Below are 19,022 nucleotides of genomic sequence, written 5' to 3'. Positions count from 1 at the left end.
ATATGTACATACTGATGGGAGGAGCAGTATATGGTGAAGGAAGTTATTGCACTCTGGCAACGTGGATTTAACGTATTACCGATATTACCAAACACGAAAAAACCTGCTTTAGATACATGGAAAGAGCTTCAGCATCGCCGCGTGACTGAAAAAGAAATTCACTCATGGTGGGGTGCTCACCCCGAATTGGGCGTCGCTATAATCACAGGAGCGATTTCAGGAATTGTTGTGGTAGATGAAGATGTCAAACGAGGCGGTGCTGAAGCGCTTAAAAACTTATCTCTACCGCCTACGCTGACAGTAGTTACGCCATCCGGTGGGCGTCACTACTACTACAAACATCCGGGAGGGTATGTACCAAATCAAACAAATATCCTACCCGGTGTAGATATACGAGGCGATGGTGGTTATGTTGTGGCCCCACCAACAACGTTGGCGAATGGTGGCTACGTGTGGTTAGACCAAAACACACCGATTGCTGACTTTCCTAAATGGTTGTTGGAACTAAGCCCTAGTTCAACTACTAGTGAAAATGAAACCTGGTATGAGGAACTGCTTAAAGGCGTAGCACAAGGAGAGCGAGACAACGCTGCTATTCGCCTTGTTGGACGGTGGGTGCGGCGTGGCTTGAGCGATGAAGAGATTTTAGCCTTACTCTTGGTCTGGAACCGCCGAAACAAACCCCCTATGGGGCAACATCCAGGAGACCCGGATGAAGTCGAATGGGCAAAGACGAAAATAGCCAGTGCCCGCAGGATGGAAGAAGAACGCAAGCAGGCAAAACCGCAGGCCGAAGAGCTAATCGAAAAGCTCAGACAGGCAGAGGACCACCAAGCCAAAATACACCTTGTCCAACAGTTAGGGGTAGCGCTACAGGATTTGGGTGAATTAGAGCGAGAGTATTATTCCGAGCTAGCTCGTAAGGCTGGCGGCTTTACCAAAACTGCTTTGCAAAAAATGCTTCAACAAGCTGCCACCATTAAAGAACCAGAACCCGTCCCCTTGGATGAGCCTCGTCGCCCGTATGTCTTAGCCGCACAGGACTTTTATAAAGGTGTTTTCTATTACGGCATGTGGCTACCGACAAATCCGAGGGCGGTGACGCAAGATGAATATGTTTTTAAACTCATTACGTCTGAAAGAACCCTACTTGACCCACCGAAAGGGGTATCCCCACCACAGATGAACCTCGTACTTAGATGGAGCCTTGATAGGGCTACCCCCTACAATGTGTTTGAATGGCTTCATGGGGAACGTACGGTTGATGCCAGGGAACTTCTTGATGAGCTAACAGCGGTCTTTGATGAGTTTATGTGGTACCCTCAGAAAGACACGTCACTAATTCTTGCATTATGGGTTATGAATTCATACGTTTTTACCTGCTTCGACCGCACCAGCTATTTGGCGCTAACCGGTACAAAACGCTCGGGAAAATCAAGAACACTGGACATCCTCGAAAAACTTTGTTACAACGCCCTTGCTACTGCTAACGTGTCAACTGCTGGACTGGCCAGATCGGTAGGTACGAGCCAGTCCACCGTCCTGGCAGATGAGACTGAACTGATGAATTCGTCGATAGTAGCTCAGGGTGGTGTTGACGACCGCTTGGGTCTTCTGCTCAACAGCTATCAGCGAGGCAGGCTTTATGTACGTGCCGAAGGTGAGAACTACACACCACACGGTTACGACGCTTATGCCCCAAAGGCGTTTGCTACGATGAACCGCCTGCCGGACGCTTTGGTAGACAGGGCCATACCAATCCGGGTGGGCCGTCCACCATTGGGAAGCAAAGTCGGCGATTTGGTTCTGATGGAACAGGAACAGCGCTTCCAGTTGCTTCGTAACAAGCTCTACTTTTTCGGCTTAACATACGCCAAACGCATTGTTGAAAGAGTGAAAGAAGTGCTTGGTATCCTTAGGGACTACGGCATTGTAGACAGAGAAAGGGATATATGGTTGGTTCCGGCAACGATAGCCTATGAAATTGGCGGTATGGACCTTTTAAAAAGGGTCATTGACTACAATAAAGCGTGTTTGCAGGAAAAGCGTGGGCAGGAGCAGAGTTCATACACAGTAGCTGTTATTTGGACCTGCTGGAAGTTGCTGACGAAAGGTGGAGATGATGAAGATACCCAGCCCATCGTACCCAGAGGCAGGGATACACCTGATGGGGCCGCGTGGTATACATCAGGCACCATTCGCGAAATCGTTGCCGAATACATGGGGCTTGACCCAGAGCAGTTATCAACCGAGCGAATAGGGCGCGAGTTAGTAGCAACAGGAATAATTGATAACACATCGGATTACACCATTCGCCTGTGGAACAAAAGGCACAGGGGTGAAAGAGCGTACCTTCTCACTAAGGAACGGGTCACCGAAGCGGCCTTGCGGTACGAAGTTGATGAGGTCGTGCAGCTGTTTGGAGGGATGGAACAATGAAACCCGGTGATTTTCGTGACATGGACCCTTATCGCAGGTTGGCACTGAATATAATTTGGCAGGCCATCAAGGACAAAGACGTAGACTTCTTTTACAGTAGGTGGTTTGAGTTCATCGCGGATGCTCTTGGTTATTCCCCTAGTGGTATGCGTGAGTTGGCTTTAGAAAGGATAAGGGGGTGCAAAAAGAAACATGCGCGTCGCGGGCGTAGACCCAGGGCGGAAGAAAACTGGAATGGTATTGCTGGAGGTAAATGAGAAGGATGTAACCTGCCAATACGCCGTTCAAGCTGAAAGCCTTAACGAAGTGCTGGAATATCTGGATGCTTGGGACCCAGATGTAATAGTAGTGGAAGAATTCCGACTGTACCCCTGGAAATCAAAAGCTTTGGGCTGGGACCCAATGGTACCAAGTCAGATAATAGGCGCTATATATACGTGGTCTTACAGAAGAACACCAGAAAAGGCGATAGTAGTAGAGCAACCGGCTTCAATGCGTAAGATTGGCCAGAAACATACCGGCGAACTTGAAAAAACACCGATGTTCAGAGGACTGCCACATGCGAAGGACGCTTTACGTCACGCCGTGTGGTTTGTCATTACGCATTATCCGAGAAAGTCCTTTGTTGTGAAATTCTGAAAGGGGGAGCTTTGGTATGCAACAACTGATACGAGGAAAAGACGCTTGTCCTGTCGGTGCAAATTGCGATTCATGCGGTCTACGGGAATTTCCGTTCGTACCCGGATACGGCCCTGACACGGCGGAGGTTGTGATTGTCGGCGAAGCTCCCGGCGACACAGAGGTTATGCAGGGCAAGCCATTTGTTGGTAAGGCGGGTCAGCTATTAAGTAAAGTTTTAGAGGAAGCGGAAATTGACAGGACTCAGTGCTATATCACAAATAGCTGCTTGTGCCGACCTATCCCTCACAGAGCACCAAAGGCAGCAGAAATAAAGGCTTGCCGCGAAAGGCTTATAGGTGAAGTTAAGGAAAGATTACCAAAAGTCGTTATAGCGCTAGGTAATGCTGCTGTTTACGCACTCATCGGTAGGGCTAACATAAGCGATGTGCATGGCACGATGAACTGGTGTGCTGATGTTAATGCCTATGTTGTGCCAACATACCATCCTGCGGCCGTTTTAAGAAGCCCGAGCCTATACGTTGACCTTATCAGAGACGTGAAGCGTGCCGCATCATTGCTAACCGAAAAGAAGTACGTAACCGTTAGCCCTGATGTCGAATACGTCACGTTGCATACTTACGACCACATCCTCGAGTTAGTAGAACGACTTAAAAGCGTGTCAGAAGTCGCTATCGACGTTGAAACCGCTAGCAACAGTAAACTGTTGTGTATTGGCTTATCCTGGAAATGCAACACGGCTGTCGTCGTAACACAGGAGGCCTTGGCCGACCCACGAACCGTACCGTTGCTAGATGAAGCACTGAAAGACAAGAAGCTAATCGGCCATAATCTGAAATACGATATTCAGGTGTTGTGGCGTAACGGCTTCACCACGCCTCATGTCGGTGCTGATACCATGCTGATGCACTATACCCTCGATGAACGCCCCGGTGAGCACAAGCTAAAGCCATTGGTAAGACGTTACTTAAATCTCGGTGATTACGATGCACCGATAAAAGAGTATTACTCTCACATGGAAGACTGTCCACCTAATGAGCTGTGGAAGTACAATGCGTACGACGCTGCCAGTACGTTGGCCTTACAAAAAGTCCTGGAACAGGAGCTTGATAGTGATGCTACTTGGCTACTGCACAACATGCTATATCCGGCTGCCAATGTTCTCGCCAGAGTGGAATACACAGGTGTTTTGGTAGACCGTCAATATCTGCAAGAGACGGCTACCAAATTGAAGGCAGAGACACAAGCACTGGAGCAGGAGATGTTCCAACTGGCGGGTAGAGAATTCAATCCGCGTTCACCAAAACAGCTCGTACAGCTACTCTATTATGACCTGAAGCTGCCAATACCAAACGGCAAATACTCTACTGATGAAGAATCTCTCATGGCTGTTCAAGAGTTTCACCCATTGCCTGCCAAGATACTGGAATACCGCGGTAAGGTGAAAATGCTTCGTACGTACGTGGATGCCCTTCTTGAAGCTGCCGATGAAGACGGTCGTGTTCGCACTACGTTCAACCTGCATGGTACTGTTACGGGCAGGCTTTCAAGCAGTAACCCTATCAATTTACAAAACATTCCAAAAACACCAGAAGCAAGAAACTCCTTTATTGCCACGCCGGGATACACCTTGGTTGAAGGCGATTTATCACAAGCAGAAGTAAGAGTTCTGGCATGGTATTGTAAAGACCCGAACTTGATAAAAGCGCTGTCTGAAGGTGGCGATATGCATATAAGAACCGCCAGTATCATGTTCCGCAAAAAGCCGGAAGAGGTTACACCTGAAATGCGTCAGGCAGCAAAGCGCATTACGTTCGGACTCATATATGGCAAAACCGTTGAATCACTTGCAAGAGACCTCGGTATCTCTGTCACAGAGGCACAGGAACTCTATGATAGATTCTTTGCCGCCTTTCCACGTGTTAAAGAATGGATACACGCACAGCAACAACTGGTACTTGCAACTGGTGTAACAACTACACCATTCAGGCGCAAGAGACATTTTGACCTCATAACCGGCGAAAATCGTTCCGAAGTAATGAGACAGGCAGTGAACACACCAATTCAGAGTACGGCAAGCGACATAACGCTGAGTGCCATAATCCGCATAGGTCATCAGCTACAGAACAATCCAAATACCAGAATGCTGTTAACCGTACACGACAGTATTCTCCTTGAGACTAAAGAAGACCCCGTAGAAGTTGCTAGATGGCTCAAACAGGAGATGGTCGGCCATGTACTGGATGGCACCATACCATTTGATGCTGAGGTCAAGATAGGTCAAAGATGGGGATCTCTGGAGGAAGTTAAGTAAAGGAGGGTTAGGAAAAGTGGTACAGTGGTTACGAGTACATGATAAGCTGCTTTTAAACCTCTCCACTATAGCCGCCATAGGTGTAGTTGACTGTGATTGTACTCTGCGAGTGCTTCTGAGCAATGGTAAAGACGTAATTATAGGCTGTTATAAGAGTCCTGAAGAAGCGCGTCAAGCACTGGCATCTTTAACAACGGCTATCATAAGCTCCCGCGAGCAGACCGTTATCAATTTCCAATAAACGGTGTACTACACCAAGGGTGCAGGTTCGATTCCTGCCAGGTGCACTTCGCAAACCAACAAAATTACATGGAGGGATGATTTACTATGCTTCCTGCTTGGAATGAGCAGCGTGAAAAAGTATTTCTTAATCGTTACGCCCTGAAGGATATAAAAGGTAGACCGATTGAGCACACGCCGGAGGAAACGTTCAGACGTGTTGCTAATGCTGTTGGCCAAACTGACGCAGAACGAGAAATGTTTTTTAAGGTAATGAATGAGTGGAAATTCATACCGGGAGGTAGAATTCTCGCCGGTGCTGGTAGCGGACATGAAGTGACGTATTTCAATTGCTATGTCATAGCAGTACGTTCAAATGAACTACACAGGGGCAATGATAGTCGTACCGCAATAATGGATACCATAGCAAAAATGCTTGAAATAAATTCCCGCGGTGGAGGTGTTGGTATCAACTGGAGTACGCTCAGACCGCGTGGAGCTTATGTAAGAGGTGTTGGTGGTATATCGTCAGGCGCCGTTAGTTGGATGTTAGCTGCTGATGGTGTAGCCGACCAGGTTGAACAGGGTGGTAGCCGTAGGGCTGCACTGATGTTTATGCTGTGGGATTGGCATCCGGACATTCTTGAATTCATAGAGGTCAAGAAAGACTTAACCAAGTTAAAACATGCTAACTTATCGGTATGTATATCGGACAGGTTTATGGAAGCTGTAAAAAACGATGAAGACTGGGTATTGGAGTTCCCCGATACGAAGCACCCACGGTACGACTTAGAATGGGACGGCGACCTGGACATGTGGAAAGCTGCTGGCTATCCGACGATAATCTACCGTGAAATACCGGCAAGAGAGCTTTGGAACAAGATAATTACGGCAGCATGGGAAATGGGTGAACCCGGTGTAGTATTCCTTGACAGATACAACAAGCTCTATAACGCTTCGTACTGCTCAAAGATTATTGCCACAAACCCCTGCGGCGAGCTAGGCTTGGAGGAGTACGGAGTTTGCGATTTGGGTTCGGTAAATCTCGTAGCATTTGTTGAAAAGGGTATATTCAACTATGAAGAACTAGCGAAAACGGTCAAAATTGGAGTGCGCTTCCTCGACAATGTAATAGACTTGAATAAATACTTTATACTACAAAATGAAAAGCAAAGTAAAAGGCTACGTCGAATCGGGCTTGGCACTATGGGATTGGCAGACACCTTAATACTGTTAAAGATGAGGTATGGTTCGCCTGAAGCTATAAAGTTTACGGAAAAAGTGTTTGCCACAATCTCCGAAGCTGCCTATGAAGCCTCTATAGAACTTGCCAAAGAACGCGGTGCGTTCCCGGCTTTCCACGCACAGGCTTATCTAAGGTCACCATATGTGCAATCTTTACCGGAACACATACGCAAAGGAATTGCAGAACATGGAATACGTAACGCTACACTACTTACACAAGCACCTACAGGAACAACATCAATTATCGCCGGTGTTAGCTCCGGTATTGAACCGAACTTCGCAAAGGAATACGTAAGAAAAGACCGTATTGGCGAACGCGTAATACGCCACTGGCTTGCAGACTGCCCAGCTTTCGTTTGTGCCCATGAAGTTACACCAGAAGAACACGTTAAAATGCAAGCAGTCGTACAGAAATATGTGGACGCCAGCGTATCCAAAACAGTGAATCTGCCAAACTCCGCAAGCGTGGACGATGTAAAGCGCATATACGAACTGGCCTATGAACTTGGGTGCAAAGGAATTACAGTTTACAGAGATGGCTCTCGTGAGGGTGTTTTGGTAACCGCATCATCGCAGAAGCCACAGCAGCCAGAGCAACCCCAGCAGCAGAAAACAGGTAGACCTGCTACACTACACGGTATAACACAGCGTATAGAAACACCCGTTGGCAGGGCTTACGTAACCGTCAATTTCCTGGACAATAAGCCATTTGAGTTATTTGCTAACATAGGCCGGGCTGGTTCCGATATAGCAGCTTTCACGGAAGCTATAGCACGGTTGATTTCTTTAGCGTTGCGAAGTGGTGTATCTGTTGATGAAATCACAGACCAGCTAATAGGTATCGGTGGAGCGAATTCCGTAGGTTTCGGACCCAACCGTGTAACCTCCGTACCTGACGCAATCGGCAAGGTATTACGTGCTTCAACCAATTATGAACCAAAACAATCACAGGGGCCGATTGTAGACATCTGCCCATCGTGCGGAATGGCAACCCTGGTGTCAGGTGAAGGCTGCAAGACATGTCAAAATTGTGGTTATTCTGCCTGCTAAGGAGTGTGACGCAGTGTTGTTCATTACGTATGCAACACTTATAGTTGCTTTGTTAACAAGTCTTTGCCTTGCATATGTTGCAAATCGCTATCGCCAGGTGAAAGAACATGATGAAGTGTTTGCAGACCTTTTAGAAAGCATTGCTGCAATTGCCAAAGAGACGTACAGGGATTTCAAAGAGCAAAGTGAACTAAAAATAGTGCTAATAGACAAGAATTGTGAACCCGTACGCGCTTATCCAACTGACTCTGGTTTGGACTTGAAGGCACGGTTAGACCACGAAGTTGTTTTGCAGCCCTACGAATGCCTTACCGTACCCGTAGGAATAGCCATAGAACTTCCTCCAGGGTATGAAGGACAAATTAGACCAAGAAGTGGATGGAGTAAAGCAGGACTTTTGGCTGTGTACGGTACGGTGGATAATGGTTATCGTGGAGAGCTCATGGTAACTCTATGTAACGTTGTCAAGACACCTCACGTAATCAGGCCATATGACAGAATTGCCCAGCTTGTGGTTGCGCCGGTGCATATACCAAAATTGGTATATGTCACCACCCTATCTGAAACAGAGCGTGGTAGTCATGGGTTTGGTAGCACTGGTGTGAGCTAAACGGTTAATAATGCACTAAGAAAGGAGTGTTTCAGTATGCCAAAAGAGATTACCACATTCAACCAGGCTGTCGATGCAGTCATGCAGGAGCTGAAAGAGCTCCTGATAGCAAAGCAACATGACTATGGTCCAAATAATATTCTTGAGTTCGGTGAATTCGGTGTGTTGGTGCGATTAAACGACAAGGTTTCGAGGTTAAAACACTTGATAATGGATAAGTTAACGCCGAAAAACGAGTCAATTGAAGACACGTGGAAGGACATTGCTAACTACGCCATAATAGGTATTATGCTACGAAGATGCCTATTTGGTTTCCCACTTGAAAAAGAGCAATAAACGCAAAAAGCCCCTACCAGGGTTTCTCCTGGTAGGGGCTTTTTATTTTTGTTACCAAGGCCTTCTCAGTTCTACTATCCTGTTGGTGGGTTGCCAATTAACTATATAGCCTGCTTGCTCGGCTACAAAACGAACTGGAAGAAGTGTCCTGTCATTCTCTATTTTTGGCGGAACATCAAGCTGTACATATTCACCGTCTACAAAAGCGGTTTTGTTGCCTATCTTTAGCAGTATATGCTTGGCCATTTTCGGTGTGAATGGTAAATCGACACAAGCCCATGCTTCAACGATAAACGGCGTATCTGAGTCAATTCGCCAGTTCCATGCCTGATACGGTATCCAGCAGAAGCCTTTTTGTGCCCATGAAGTTCCCCATGAATTCATCATAAGAACGCCACCAGTATACGGGCCGAGCTTAACGTTATCATCGTACCCGCAGGCTACTATAGCGTGTCCGCCGTATACGTCATTACTGGGTTGTGGAATAAAGTCTTTAGCTTTGACAAAGCTGTCCGTAACTATTACCGCCAGTAATACGGGGCCTTGTTCAACGATGGCACGCTTTACTTCTTCTAAGCTGTAGAGTCGGGCGTATGCGCTTACCTTATACGGTTTAGCTGCCTCGATAATGCACGGGTCAGGCTTTGGTAGATTCCTATCTGCCTTTAATTCATTGTATGGAAATACCTGTTCAGGACAATCTCCATAATCCTGAACAACTTTTAGGGCAACACGCGGATAGGTACCTGGCACACCTGGTACGCCATCAAGCTGCTTTGCCATTTGATAAATAAACCGTGGTGATAAACCGCTTTGTGGCGTATCGTTTTGTTGACGTTCCTGCCATTCCTTAATAGCCCATGTGGCAAAACCGACGCAAGTGCCATACGGCCCTTGGTCTCGTACCGGTGGCATCTCATCTTTGCGGCTAAAAGCAGGCGGTAGAGGCTGTGCGCCAGCAAATACTTTATACCTAAAATCCCTTGGGTCTGGCGGCGAAGGTAACAGACCATATGGTTGTTTATACTGTTCAAGTTTGTTCATAAGTTTGCGCCATTCGTCATACATGCTTATACACCCCATTCATCGTTTTAACATTTTATACAGGTTTAAGACGGTTACAGCCAACTCTGCCCTGGTAGCTGGCTGATCCGGTCGAAAACTTCCATCAGCATAACCGTGCATAATACCTAAATCAAGCACCTCTTTTATTGCCTTCTCTGCCCAGTGTCCGACATAATCTGGATTTTTAGCAGACAGTTCTTTACGTAAATTGCTTATAGAAAAGTTTTTACCAGGACAATCAGTAGCGTAATTTACATTGAAGTGAGAAGGCACTTCTTTATGCCCTATTACGTGGTCAACGGGTATATTAAACCTAGTCATCAAGGAACGACACAAGTTGACAAGGCTCTTCCACTGTTTATCGGTAGGTTGTGTTTCCATAAAGTTACCTACCAGGCAAATGCCAATACTTACCTGGTTTGCACCTAAGGCGTGTGCACCTACCATTTGTAATGGTCTACCTGCTTGCACTTCTCCGTCAGGGCCACCGTTACCGTTAGTTATCACGTAATGATAACCTACGTCAGCCCATCCCCGGGCTTTATGCTCCCGGCGAAAAATCTCCACGTTACCAGAAGAAGTAGCAGAATGGTGAACCACAATCCACTTAATGTCACTTAAATTGCGATAATTACCAGACGATTCTACCATTTCACTTAGTTCCATTGTCATCTGTTGACTCACCCCTCTTCTTTAGCTGCTGTAAGGCGTTCATTATAGCTGGAGGTATTGGTACTCCACACTTGCTCAGGTTTTCTATTATACTCAGTCCTTCGTTGGCCAGATAGAACCAAATAGCAAGACTACGAATTACCTGCTGTCCAAGGAGTTGGTCTAAATAGTACGCAACTCCGATAGGTATGAACAGCAAGACCTTACGCGTTATTCCTTTGAATCCGATGTTACTGTCCAGTCGTTTTTCAAAGTATGCGGCAGCAAGCCCTGTGAGGTAATCAAGCACGACGAAAAGAACCAAAACTTTCAGCGCTGCGTCCCAACCTCCTAAGAAGCCCGTCACCAAACCCCCGATTGTAGCTACGGCATACTTGATGCCCTGCAAGAAATCAGCATAACTAGTCATCAAATCTTACCTCCTTGCGAATATATTTGCCTCTGTTGTAAACGTTAAATACTCTATATGCTGATTGAAGGCGGTGGTCGAGGCTTTGCACCGCCTTTATTGCTAGCTCAGGATTACCGCATGTGTACAGGTCCACACTTACAAAGGCATAGTGTGGCCACGTGTGAATAGCAAGGTGACTTTCCGTCATTGGAACAATCAGCGTAATAACGCTGTCACCTGCATCAGCGCTCCAGCTATCCTTACCAAAGTGACGTGCTGCTGTTTCTATCGGTTTCATACCTGCTTCTTTTACGGCGTCTATTGCCATAGACATAAGCTCACTTATCTTCTTAGGTATATTGTGACAGTCGTAAGCATCAAGTGTTACAAGCACACCCATCATGATAACCACCTCCACGCTGCCAATTGTGGAAACTCTTCCATAGCCCTCAAGCCAATGTCCATACGATACTTTTCATACGGAGTCACAGAAATTTGTGAAATAGTGTCGTACGCCTTTGTTCGGGCCTCTTCTATTGACCAGCCAGAACCAGTAATAACCGCAAGATAACCCATGTCTCCTGCCCCGAGAACCTTGCCATCCTCCCAGCGCGCTTCACCAAGCCACACATGCCTGAGACCGGTTTTGTCCAAGCCATGCACGACTGCTGTCTTATTCCGGGTTGGGTGCTGGTCTGGGAATGTTCCAGTTGCTAAAATCAGTGTGCAGACAAAACCTTCGCGCGTTTTAATAGGTTGTGGGTCTCGCTGAGCCATGCGAATGAGGAACTGCCCTACTGGTTCGTCAAGCAATTCACTTATCGAGTACAGTGTAGGATACCCTGGTCGCCCGATGGTAAACTCTAATGGTACCACCTTGTCGGGGCCAGTCACTATGCAGTTGAGGTCGGCGAAACCGCAATAGCCCCATTCGCGCAGCAGAGGCTCTATCTTGGCAAGTGTCTGTTGAAACAACCGTGCGTTAGGCACCACAATGCCGATTTCTCCCATTTGTCCGGTAGAGCGTCCTAATCCACCGTCCAGCTCCTTCTTTTCCTCCTGATTAAGGTAGCAAAACTCACTTCTGAAGCGCTCACCGTCGAAGAAACTCGTAACAGCAAACTCTACTCCCTTGACAGCCTGCTGAAGTACAAAGTCCACCGGTTTACCTTTCGCAAGCTCCTTCCAGTTTTGCTCCAACCAGTCAAGGAACTCTATCACCTCCTCAGGTTTAAAAAACACACCAGCCAGGTCCCTATCAACCTGGCTGTTATGCTTAATTGCCCATCCGCCACCGTTTTTCTCCACAAAATTTTTGGCTTCTTGGAAGTTTGTAAATCGCTGCAAGGGGACGATAGGTACACCAACCTGCTGCAATATCTCCTGAGCAAACATGCGGTCGTTTTCTAGGCGGGCAACATTGGGGTGCCCACCTAATATGAGCTTATCTGGGTATTTCTCACGAACTTCAAGATACCAATTGCCGCTGGCATAAGCAGTTTCACCCTTTTCCTTCTGGTCAACGTCATCAAAAAAGAGTACGTCGCACCAATCGACGTACTCTCGCCAATCGTCAACTTTCTCTATAAAACCATCACCGCAGTCTTTTTCGCTTTTCTCGTGGATATAATATTTCACCTCATGCCCTTCGGCTAAGAGACGAATTGCCAATCCTATCGTTTCGGCTAAAGCGGAAACAATAAGAAATTTTGCCAATCTATCACCCCCAGAATGTGATATAATCCGTTATAAAGGAGGTGGTGCTACATGAAGTCTAAAATAACCCGTTGGGCACCGCTAGTGCTAGCGTTTATCGCTTATACCAATGATTTGCTGGAACAAGGTAAACGTTACTATACTTACAAAATTGAAGATATAGCGTTTATTGCTATTTTTAATGCCTTGTTACATGCGGCGTACATCTTCGTAATAACGTATTTAATTATTCGACTTGTATTATGGCTAGGTGGAAAGATTTCTAGTAGCCTCTCCAAGGCGTCTGCCCGATACCGGGAATCCTCGAAGGATCACCATACCGAGCCTTGATGTAGCGGATTGCCGCAACCATATTGTGCAACGGGTTGTAAATATCGTTCATGCCCGGTGCCGCATATTCCCTAAATGTGCTGGGTTTAGTTTGCATCAAGCCAGCCGCACCGGAATCAGCATTGATGGCATTTGGATTAAACTGCGACTCTACTTGTGCCAACCAACGTAGATACGGCGCCCAGTCCGAAGACACACCGGCAATCTTTATAGCATTTTGTATTACAGTATTTATCTCATCACTGGTAAGGCGTCTGTTAAATCTACGGTTAACACTGGCGGCGGAGGAAGGTGTAATAGCAGCGGTTCCACCACTGGCTTGTGCCTGCTTCATAGTTTTTATTTGTTCAAGGATTTTCTGTAGTGTTCTCGCTTGCGGTGGCACAGCAGGTAAGTCACCACGTTCGAGCTGTGTGTAATGTTCAATTAAATCTGCTGGCCTTAAAGGACGACCAAGGTATATCCGCAAACGTATCAAGTTCTCGGGTGTTATTACCTTACGAATACGCTGCTTAACATCCTCATTGCTACCGTAAAATAAATCAGGATGCTCGTTGACCAAATCCCATACTTTTTTACTGCTACCTTTAGCTAAAAACTCCAGCAATCTGCGTTTCCATTGATTACTTTGTAGTTCCTTTATTACTTGCTGTGCCATAGCGGCTCTATCCAGCTTTTTTATTTCACTTTCAACAGTTTGTGTTTCTGGAACTTCCACACCAGTTTTACGCAGCTCACTAATCAGCTCATTAACAGCACTCTCAGCTTGCACCTGCTCCCTGGCTTGAGCATAAGGCAAGTCATAAACACTCACCGGGGAAACAAGCCCTTTAAGACTATCCGCAAGCGGGTAGGTAGTGCGCGGTCTATCCTCATCATAGGGCGCTCTCAAAATGCCCTCCACTTCCCATGCTGGTACAAAACGTTTGGCGATATTTGTCAGTAACTCTGTTCCGGTTTTAGCGGCTGGCTCACCGGTCGGGCTTACACCGGTACCAAGCTGAATAAGCGTGGTTATTATTGGGCTAAGGTTGCTGGCAATTTCACGCTGCAAACCCTGAACGCCTTTTTCGGAAAGTGCTCCAGCAAATTGCAGAAGTGTCTGTTGCGGTATCTGCGTTGGTACATAGATGATTTTACCGTCTTTGTCCTGCCCCACAATCAATGCCGTTTGCAGCCAGTACGGTAGCTGGCCGCGGTCAACATCAATGTTGTTTTCCTGCTCAAACCATTGCTGTGTTCTAGCAAACGTAGTGGTGAAAATCGGGTTCTCCAGTGGTCCAAGAACTGCTCGCGGTATAGCGTAACGCATCCATGCGTAGAACGGGAAGATGTGACGCATCACGTTGCGTTCAAAAGACGATAACGCCGAGTAATCAAAGAAGTACCGCTTTACCATTTGAGCCGCTTCCCAAGGTGTATAGCCCCTATCAATGAAATTCAAAAAAGCGCCCATGCGAAAGGCGCTATCCGTTGTCTGACCTATCCAGTTCATCAGTTCCAGGCCGGGAACTTTAGAACCGTATCTTGGAAATATTACGGACTTAATTTTCCCTATAGGAGAGCCAATTCTCTCTAAATACCGTTCCAATTCCTTTACAAATTGTGCAGGTGCTTCTATCACGTTATGGAATACACCTTGTCCTTCCAGGCCGTAACGCTGAAACAAATCTACAAGCTGCTTTTCTTCTTTTGTTTTAGGCGACAGCAAAACCTTTATACCCTTCGCCAAGTAGCCGGGTATTTCATCCGGCTTCATCCCAGCCTGCATGGCCAGTGCGACGTTGCCCATAGTATTATAAACGTGAAATTTAGGCCGCAACGTAGTCACCAGTGGACGGAACACATTCATAACGGCCTGACTTGCTTTGGCTAATGCATTAACAGCGTCGTTGTCGTAAGCAAATATCTTTTGTACCTGTTTGACAGCATCGGCTATTTCAGGATGTGCCGCATAGCCTTTCAACCACGGGAATACCTTACCGATGTCAGCCCAGTCGGCAGGAGCTTCACGCATGGGCACGATTAAATTCCTTGCCTGGAGCCAGTCGGTCATGTGTTTGAGCTGTATAAGCCTCTCAGCCTGAGCACGGTGCGCGGCATCCAAGATACGCACGTCTTCCACAGGGTGCAACCCGGCTTTTTTGAGCTGTCCGATGGTCTCTACCAAACGCTCACGCGTAAAGCCCGGTTTGGCACCCGGAGATGACCTTGCCAGCACCTCTGCCAGTTTGGGAACTACTTGCTTAATCTTCTCCGGCGGGTCGGTAACTATATGCGGCAGGTAACCTTCCAAGAAGAACTTCCAACCTTCTGTCACGTCCTGCAAATCACGCCTGAAGTAACTCGACATCTCTGGACCAAAAGCCTCTTCCAATGCTTGCCTTACACCCTGTTCCGAGGTCTTCCATATATCCGCCACTTTTTCAACAAACGGACGTATCTCGGAAGGCAACTTCTGTAGTATCGCATCTTGCTCTTCCCGTCCTTGTAAAAGTGCCTCAACAGCTTCTCCTGCTTGCCATGCCTTGGATGGGATTTTATACTTTGTGCTTTCCTCTAAAGCACGCCTGCCCGTCGCAGAGGCTTCGGAACCGGCTCTACGTAGCCAGTCAAGAGTCATCCGCTTCGCACGTCCGACGCTTTCCGCTTCTCGTGCTGTAATACCCGGTTTATACGCTACAGTGCCCGGACGAAATGCACGGGCCAATACATTAGTAACCTCACGTACTCCCGGCGTATGACTTACTACATACCTGTATGCCGAACCGATGCCCTTACCGATGCGTTCAATCGGTATAGACACAGGCCCTACAAACAGTCGGTATTCACCGCCGGTTCTCAGCGCTTCCAAGTTAGATGCTAGGCGTTGCATACCGCTTTGTACGGCTTGCTGCACCCGCTTCGCTCGAGCTACGTTTTGCTGAGCCTGACGTAGCTGTTCCAGAATCCGCTCACTTGCTTCTCTTCGCCGTTCAATAGCAGGCAGCTCCGTAGAAATGCTGCGAATCTTCTCAAGTGCCGCGATACGCCCTTGCGGAGACAGACGCCTGGCTTCAACCGCGGCCTGTGCCCAGCGCTCCCGCAACCGCTCTATCAGCTCTGGATATTCTTTGTTAATAAAACGCTCTGCTGTTTTAGCTTGCTTACGCAGTCCCTTAACCGTCTCTTCTGCAAGCCTCTGTTCAGACTTAGCACGCCGCAGGGTTTCATGCAACCGCGTTATACCCTGTTCTGCCCTGCGCGCATACTCTTCAGCCGCTAATGCCCGCTTCCCTTCAGGTAGACGGCGTAACCAAGGTAATATCTTTTCAGCCGTATTAGCTACACGAGCCACTTTGACAAGGTTAGATAAATCGAGAGCCGAGCCGACTCCAATGTCAAGGGCAAATTCCGCTGTCTTTCTGAGCCACCCAGGAAGTCGTTTAGGCATCTCTTCTGCTGATATAACGTGCGGATATTTCTTTTCAGCTTCTTCGGGATGTAAAAAACCTTGTGCAGCAGCTCTCAATGCACGTGTAACCATTTCATGGCTCTTACGTTTTAGCTCTCCACTCGGCTTATTAAGAGCACCTGGCCGGTCAACACCAAGCTCTCTGGCAGCCTTACGCAGTTCACCATAACCGCTGGTTAAGGCGTAATATGGCCGTGATAACTGCCGCAGACCCCACACAACAGCCTGCCAAACTTTACTGCCTATGGTGCGGGGAACTGTTTGCCATAACGGTCGAGTGGCTCGTCTTGCAGGTTGCGGTAAACTCCTACCGACACGTTCCGCTTCACTTTTTAATTTTCCGCTTGCCCGTAATGAACGTATACGCTGCGCCACTTCAGGCGCTATTTGCTTCGCGGGTACCCTCGAGCCAGACTTACGTGCTACATCATAGGCGATGAGCTTTTCCTGTGCCCGTTGTTTGGCGCGAGGAGCTTCTATCATAGTTTTCTCGCGCTTTATAGCCGCACGGCCCTGGGAAGCTCTCAGAGGCTCTACTACGTGTTTTTGCCACAGATTGCGAAGCCATGATTTGATGCGGTTCAGCATAACTGAACGTCACCACCTAAACTAACCTTATCACTGACCTAATATTTGTAGTAACTCGCTTAACCACGCGTCGTTAGATGAGCTGCTAGACGTATTCTTCATTTGAGCCAACTCACGTTCCACTTGCAACTGCCTCTCCAAGTTTTGTCTTTCCGCTTGCAATCTCTTTTCCAGTAACTCACGCTGTAAAGCAGCACTGCTGGCTTGGTCTTCTTTTTCAGCTTGACGCTGGCGCTGCCAATCTTCCAATGCAGCTTGACGCTGACGCTGCCAGTCTTCCAGTGCGGCTTTTCGTTGCCTCTCCCAATCTTCTAAATCCCACTGACGTTGGCGCAGTGTCTCTGCAATCTTCTGAGCTTGCTCGGCAGCCGTCTGACGTAGTTTAGACAGCACATCGAAACCCTGCGCCTGAAGGTCAGACTCAGCCTTAAAGCGGTTTTCTGCCAGACCTGAAGTAAGCGTGTACGCTTCTTTTGCCGCCTGCTGTGCCAACTCTATAGGCTTCAGGTAAGCTGTACCGTACATATCTGCTAAACCAGAAGCATATTTGGTGAGATAGTCCGCGTAGCGCAAAGCGGCATCGTAAGCTCTCTGATGCACGTCGTCAAGCCACTGAGCAAGTATCTTTTGCTCCTCTGTAAGTTCACCTTCCCGCATTTTACGTTCCATTTCTGCTGCTAAACCAGATTGATAAATACCACGGCGATTCATCTCCTCGTTTAACTGTTGCAAATTGTCCTGTAAGTTTTTCTGTAATATCGACAGGGATACTTTTACTGTTTCTGGAACGGTAGTATCAGGCGTCATCAGCTTTTGCAATTGCTGCAAAGCCTGTTGGTAGTATTGCTGATAAGTATTAAGCATAGCTAAAGCAGCATCACCATACTGTTTTGTGAAGTTATTAATCTGGTTCATGTAATCCTTGAGTAACTGGTCTTGGTAAGCATAATGTTTAGAAATTGCCTCTTGCTGTTTTGTCGAATAATCCGACCAAAGTTTTTCCACTTCTGCTAACCCAGTTTCATAAGGAGGGCCAACAACAGATTTAGCAGTTTGCGCTTCCGATGGTGATACATAGGCGCGTCCACCGGCAACAATTGGATTAGTGAACGTATAGGAACCGCCAAAAGGATGTGACACCGTAACCTGCCCTGTCTTAGAATTGTAATTATACTGGTATCCAGCACCCTGTGGTATTGCTTCTCGTACCCACTGGTAACCCGCCTTCTCCATTAAACCCGGTAACACCGAAGAATCGAGGTAGGCCTTGCCACCGCGTAACTGATAATTGCTCGGTGAAATATCGTAAGTCTGCCCCTCTTTTTCAATCTTAATGGGCTGCCCTACACCTTGCCATGTAACTTTATAGCCAGCCTTTTCCAAAGTGCTTCTTAATGGAACATCATAGGCCATTTTGCATACCTCCTTTCACGGTTGCCAAATTAACCTAACCGTCCATGCATAGGCCGTAACGGTTGTGGCACTACTAACCAATGTTACAGTAAGCGCTCCGCTAGTGGTAGGCATTGATAAGGCTGAACCACGCACGACTGTCCACTCCGTAGCTTGGGTGCTTACTTCACCTATCACCGCACCACCAAGTTTCAACTGCACCTTTGCAGTACCTCCACCAGCTTGCTTCATCGCTGCCTCCAGATACCACTTTCCACCGGGGAACTTAATCGGGTCCCACACAAAAAAGCCACCACAGTCCAGAGAGCTGGTTGTACTCGCTGGTTGCGGCGGTAGTACCAACGGAAACGGTATTTCAATCCAGTTTAGTGCAGCCACTGGAGTAGAATGGTCAGCTTTCAGTATCTTGCCACCAGATACAGCGTTGGGAAAGTTATTTTCATCCAGCACGTTAAGTGCAAAAGCCATAGACGTTAAGACACTCACTAACTCCGTACGTAAAGCATCCACCGTCTCCTTTAGGTTAGCGCCACGAGCATAC

Annotated in this window: 15 protein-coding genes; 7 read left to right on the top strand and 8 right to left on the bottom strand. The window is 47.4% G+C overall.

All coding sequences use genetic code 11. From position 1 onward, the window contains the following. Positions 1-30 precede the first annotated feature (30 nt). The 7 genes from CALPO_RS0112705 to CALPO_RS14025 all read left to right on the top strand — a co-directional run bounded on the left by CALPO_RS0112705 (position 31) and on the right by CALPO_RS14025 (position 8,852). Complete coding sequence (locus CALPO_RS0112705) at positions 31-2,439, top strand: bifunctional DNA primase/polymerase (RefSeq protein WP_026487662.1); 2,409 nt, start codon at positions 31-33, stop codon at positions 2,437-2,439. 192 nt (positions 2,440-2,631) lie between these two features. Beyond that, complete coding sequence (locus CALPO_RS0112695) at positions 2,632-3,078, top strand: RuvC family protein (RefSeq protein WP_156940202.1); 447 nt, start codon at positions 2,632-2,634, stop codon at positions 3,076-3,078. 16 nt (positions 3,079-3,094) lie between these two features. Further along, the gene (locus CALPO_RS0112690) at positions 3,095-5,392 is read left to right on the top strand and encodes a DNA polymerase (protein ID WP_026487659.1); all 2,298 of its coding nucleotides are present in this window, start codon (positions 3,095-3,097) and stop codon (positions 5,390-5,392) included. Positions 5,393-5,408: 16 nt separating this feature from the next. Further along, the gene (locus CALPO_RS0112685; RefSeq protein ID WP_026487658.1) at positions 5,409-5,633 is read left to right on the top strand and encodes a hypothetical protein; all 225 of its coding nucleotides are present in this window, start codon (positions 5,409-5,411) and stop codon (positions 5,631-5,633) included. 86 nt (positions 5,634-5,719) lie between these two features. Further along, on the top strand, positions 5,720-7,906 hold the full coding sequence (locus CALPO_RS0112680; RefSeq protein WP_026487657.1) for an adenosylcobalamin-dependent ribonucleoside-diphosphate reductase: 2,187 nt from the start codon (positions 5,720-5,722) through the stop codon (positions 7,904-7,906). 49 nt (positions 7,907-7,955) lie between these two features. Next, positions 7,956-8,516, top strand: coding sequence for a dUTP diphosphatase (gene dut, locus CALPO_RS0112675; protein WP_218915190.1), 561 nt, complete (start codon positions 7,956-7,958; stop codon positions 8,514-8,516). 36 nt (positions 8,517-8,552) lie between these two features. Then, positions 8,553-8,852: a nucleotide modification associated domain-containing protein gene (locus CALPO_RS14025; protein ID WP_051585995.1), complete on the top strand. Its 300-nt coding sequence runs from the start codon at positions 8,553-8,555 to the stop codon at positions 8,850-8,852. A 51-nt stretch (positions 8,853-8,903) separates the two neighbouring features. Here the strand turns inward: CALPO_RS14025 and CALPO_RS0112665 are convergent, their stop codons facing one another. From CALPO_RS0112665 to CALPO_RS0112630, 8 genes are all read right to left on the bottom strand, one after another. Continuing rightward, positions 8,904-9,920, bottom strand: a complete 1,017-nt coding sequence (locus tag CALPO_RS0112665) for a stalk domain-containing protein (RefSeq protein ID WP_026487655.1) — start codon at positions 9,918-9,920, stop codon at positions 8,904-8,906. A 15-nt stretch (positions 9,921-9,935) separates the two neighbouring features. Then, positions 9,936-10,589 carry an N-acetylmuramoyl-L-alanine amidase gene (locus tag CALPO_RS14315; RefSeq protein ID WP_051585994.1) on the bottom strand — a complete coding sequence of 218 codons (654 nt, stop codon included), beginning with the start codon at positions 10,587-10,589 and terminating at the stop codon, positions 9,936-9,938. After that, positions 10,570-10,998 (bottom strand): phage holin family protein, encoded by a 429-nt coding sequence (locus CALPO_RS0112655; RefSeq protein ID WP_035172644.1) that lies wholly within the window; start codon positions 10,996-10,998, stop codon positions 10,570-10,572. Before CALPO_RS0112655 ends, CALPO_RS14315 begins: the two co-directional genes overlap by 20 nt. Beyond that, positions 10,991-11,383 carry an S-adenosylmethionine decarboxylase family protein gene (locus CALPO_RS14310; RefSeq protein ID WP_084295290.1) on the bottom strand — a complete coding sequence of 131 codons (393 nt, stop codon included), beginning with the start codon at positions 11,381-11,383 and terminating at the stop codon, positions 10,991-10,993. Before CALPO_RS14310 ends, CALPO_RS0112655 begins: the two co-directional genes overlap by 8 nt. After that, on the bottom strand, positions 11,380-12,696 hold the full coding sequence (locus tag CALPO_RS0112645; protein ID WP_026487653.1) for a hypothetical protein: 1,317 nt from the start codon (positions 12,694-12,696) through the stop codon (positions 11,380-11,382). Before CALPO_RS0112645 ends, CALPO_RS14310 begins: the two co-directional genes overlap by 4 nt. 262 nt (positions 12,697-12,958) lie before the next feature. After that, on the bottom strand, positions 12,959-16,699 hold the full coding sequence (locus tag CALPO_RS0112640) for a transglycosylase SLT domain-containing protein (protein ID WP_218915189.1): 3,741 nt from the start codon (positions 16,697-16,699) through the stop codon (positions 12,959-12,961). 399 nt (positions 16,700-17,098) lie between these two features. Next, the gene (locus tag CALPO_RS0112635; RefSeq protein WP_026487651.1) at positions 17,099-18,481 is read right to left on the bottom strand and encodes a hypothetical protein; all 1,383 of its coding nucleotides are present in this window, start codon (positions 18,479-18,481) and stop codon (positions 17,099-17,101) included. Between the two features lie 15 nt (positions 18,482-18,496). Further along, positions 18,497-18,991 carry a hypothetical protein gene (locus CALPO_RS0112630; protein WP_156940201.1) on the bottom strand — a complete coding sequence of 165 codons (495 nt, stop codon included), beginning with the start codon at positions 18,989-18,991 and terminating at the stop codon, positions 18,497-18,499. Positions 18,992-19,022 lie beyond the last annotated feature (31 nt).

The sequence above is a fragment of the Caldanaerobius polysaccharolyticus DSM 13641 genome, assembly GCF_000427425.1.
GTDB classification, from domain to species: Bacteria; Bacillota; Thermoanaerobacteria; order Thermoanaerobacterales; family Caldanaerobiaceae; genus Caldanaerobius; species Caldanaerobius polysaccharolyticus.
This window is presented reverse-complemented; position numbering and strand designations above follow the sequence as displayed.

Bases quoted from the DNA above. Each gene is read 5' to 3' on its own strand.
- CALPO_RS0112705 (WP_026487662.1), top strand. From the start codon at position 31: ATGGTGAAGGAAGTTATTGCACTCTGGCAACGTGGATTTAACGTATTA.
- CALPO_RS0112695 (WP_156940202.1), top strand. From the start codon at position 2,632: ATGCGCGTCGCGGGCGTAGACCCAGGGCGGAAGAAAACTGGAATGGTA.
- CALPO_RS0112690 (WP_026487659.1), top strand. From the start codon at position 3,095: ATGCAACAACTGATACGAGGAAAAGACGCTTGTCCTGTCGGTGCAAAT.
- CALPO_RS0112680 (WP_026487657.1), top strand. From the start codon at position 5,720: ATGCTTCCTGCTTGGAATGAGCAGCGTGAAAAAGTATTTCTTAATCGT.
- CALPO_RS14025 (WP_051585995.1), top strand. From the start codon at position 8,553: ATGCCAAAAGAGATTACCACATTCAACCAGGCTGTCGATGCAGTCATG.
- CALPO_RS0112665 (WP_026487655.1), bottom strand. From the start codon at position 9,920: ATGTATGACGAATGGCGCAAACTTATGAACAAACTTGAACAGTATAAA.
- CALPO_RS14315 (WP_051585994.1), bottom strand. From the start codon at position 10,589: ATGACAATGGAACTAAGTGAAATGGTAGAATCGTCTGGTAATTATCGC.
- CALPO_RS0112655 (WP_035172644.1), bottom strand. From the start codon at position 10,998: ATGACTAGTTATGCTGATTTCTTGCAGGGCATCAAGTATGCCGTAGCT.
- CALPO_RS14310 (WP_084295290.1), bottom strand. From the start codon at position 11,383: ATGATGGGTGTGCTTGTAACACTTGATGCTTACGACTGTCACAATATA.
- CALPO_RS0112635 (WP_026487651.1), bottom strand. From the start codon at position 18,481: ATGGCCTATGATGTTCCATTAAGAAGCACTTTGGAAAAGGCTGGCTAT.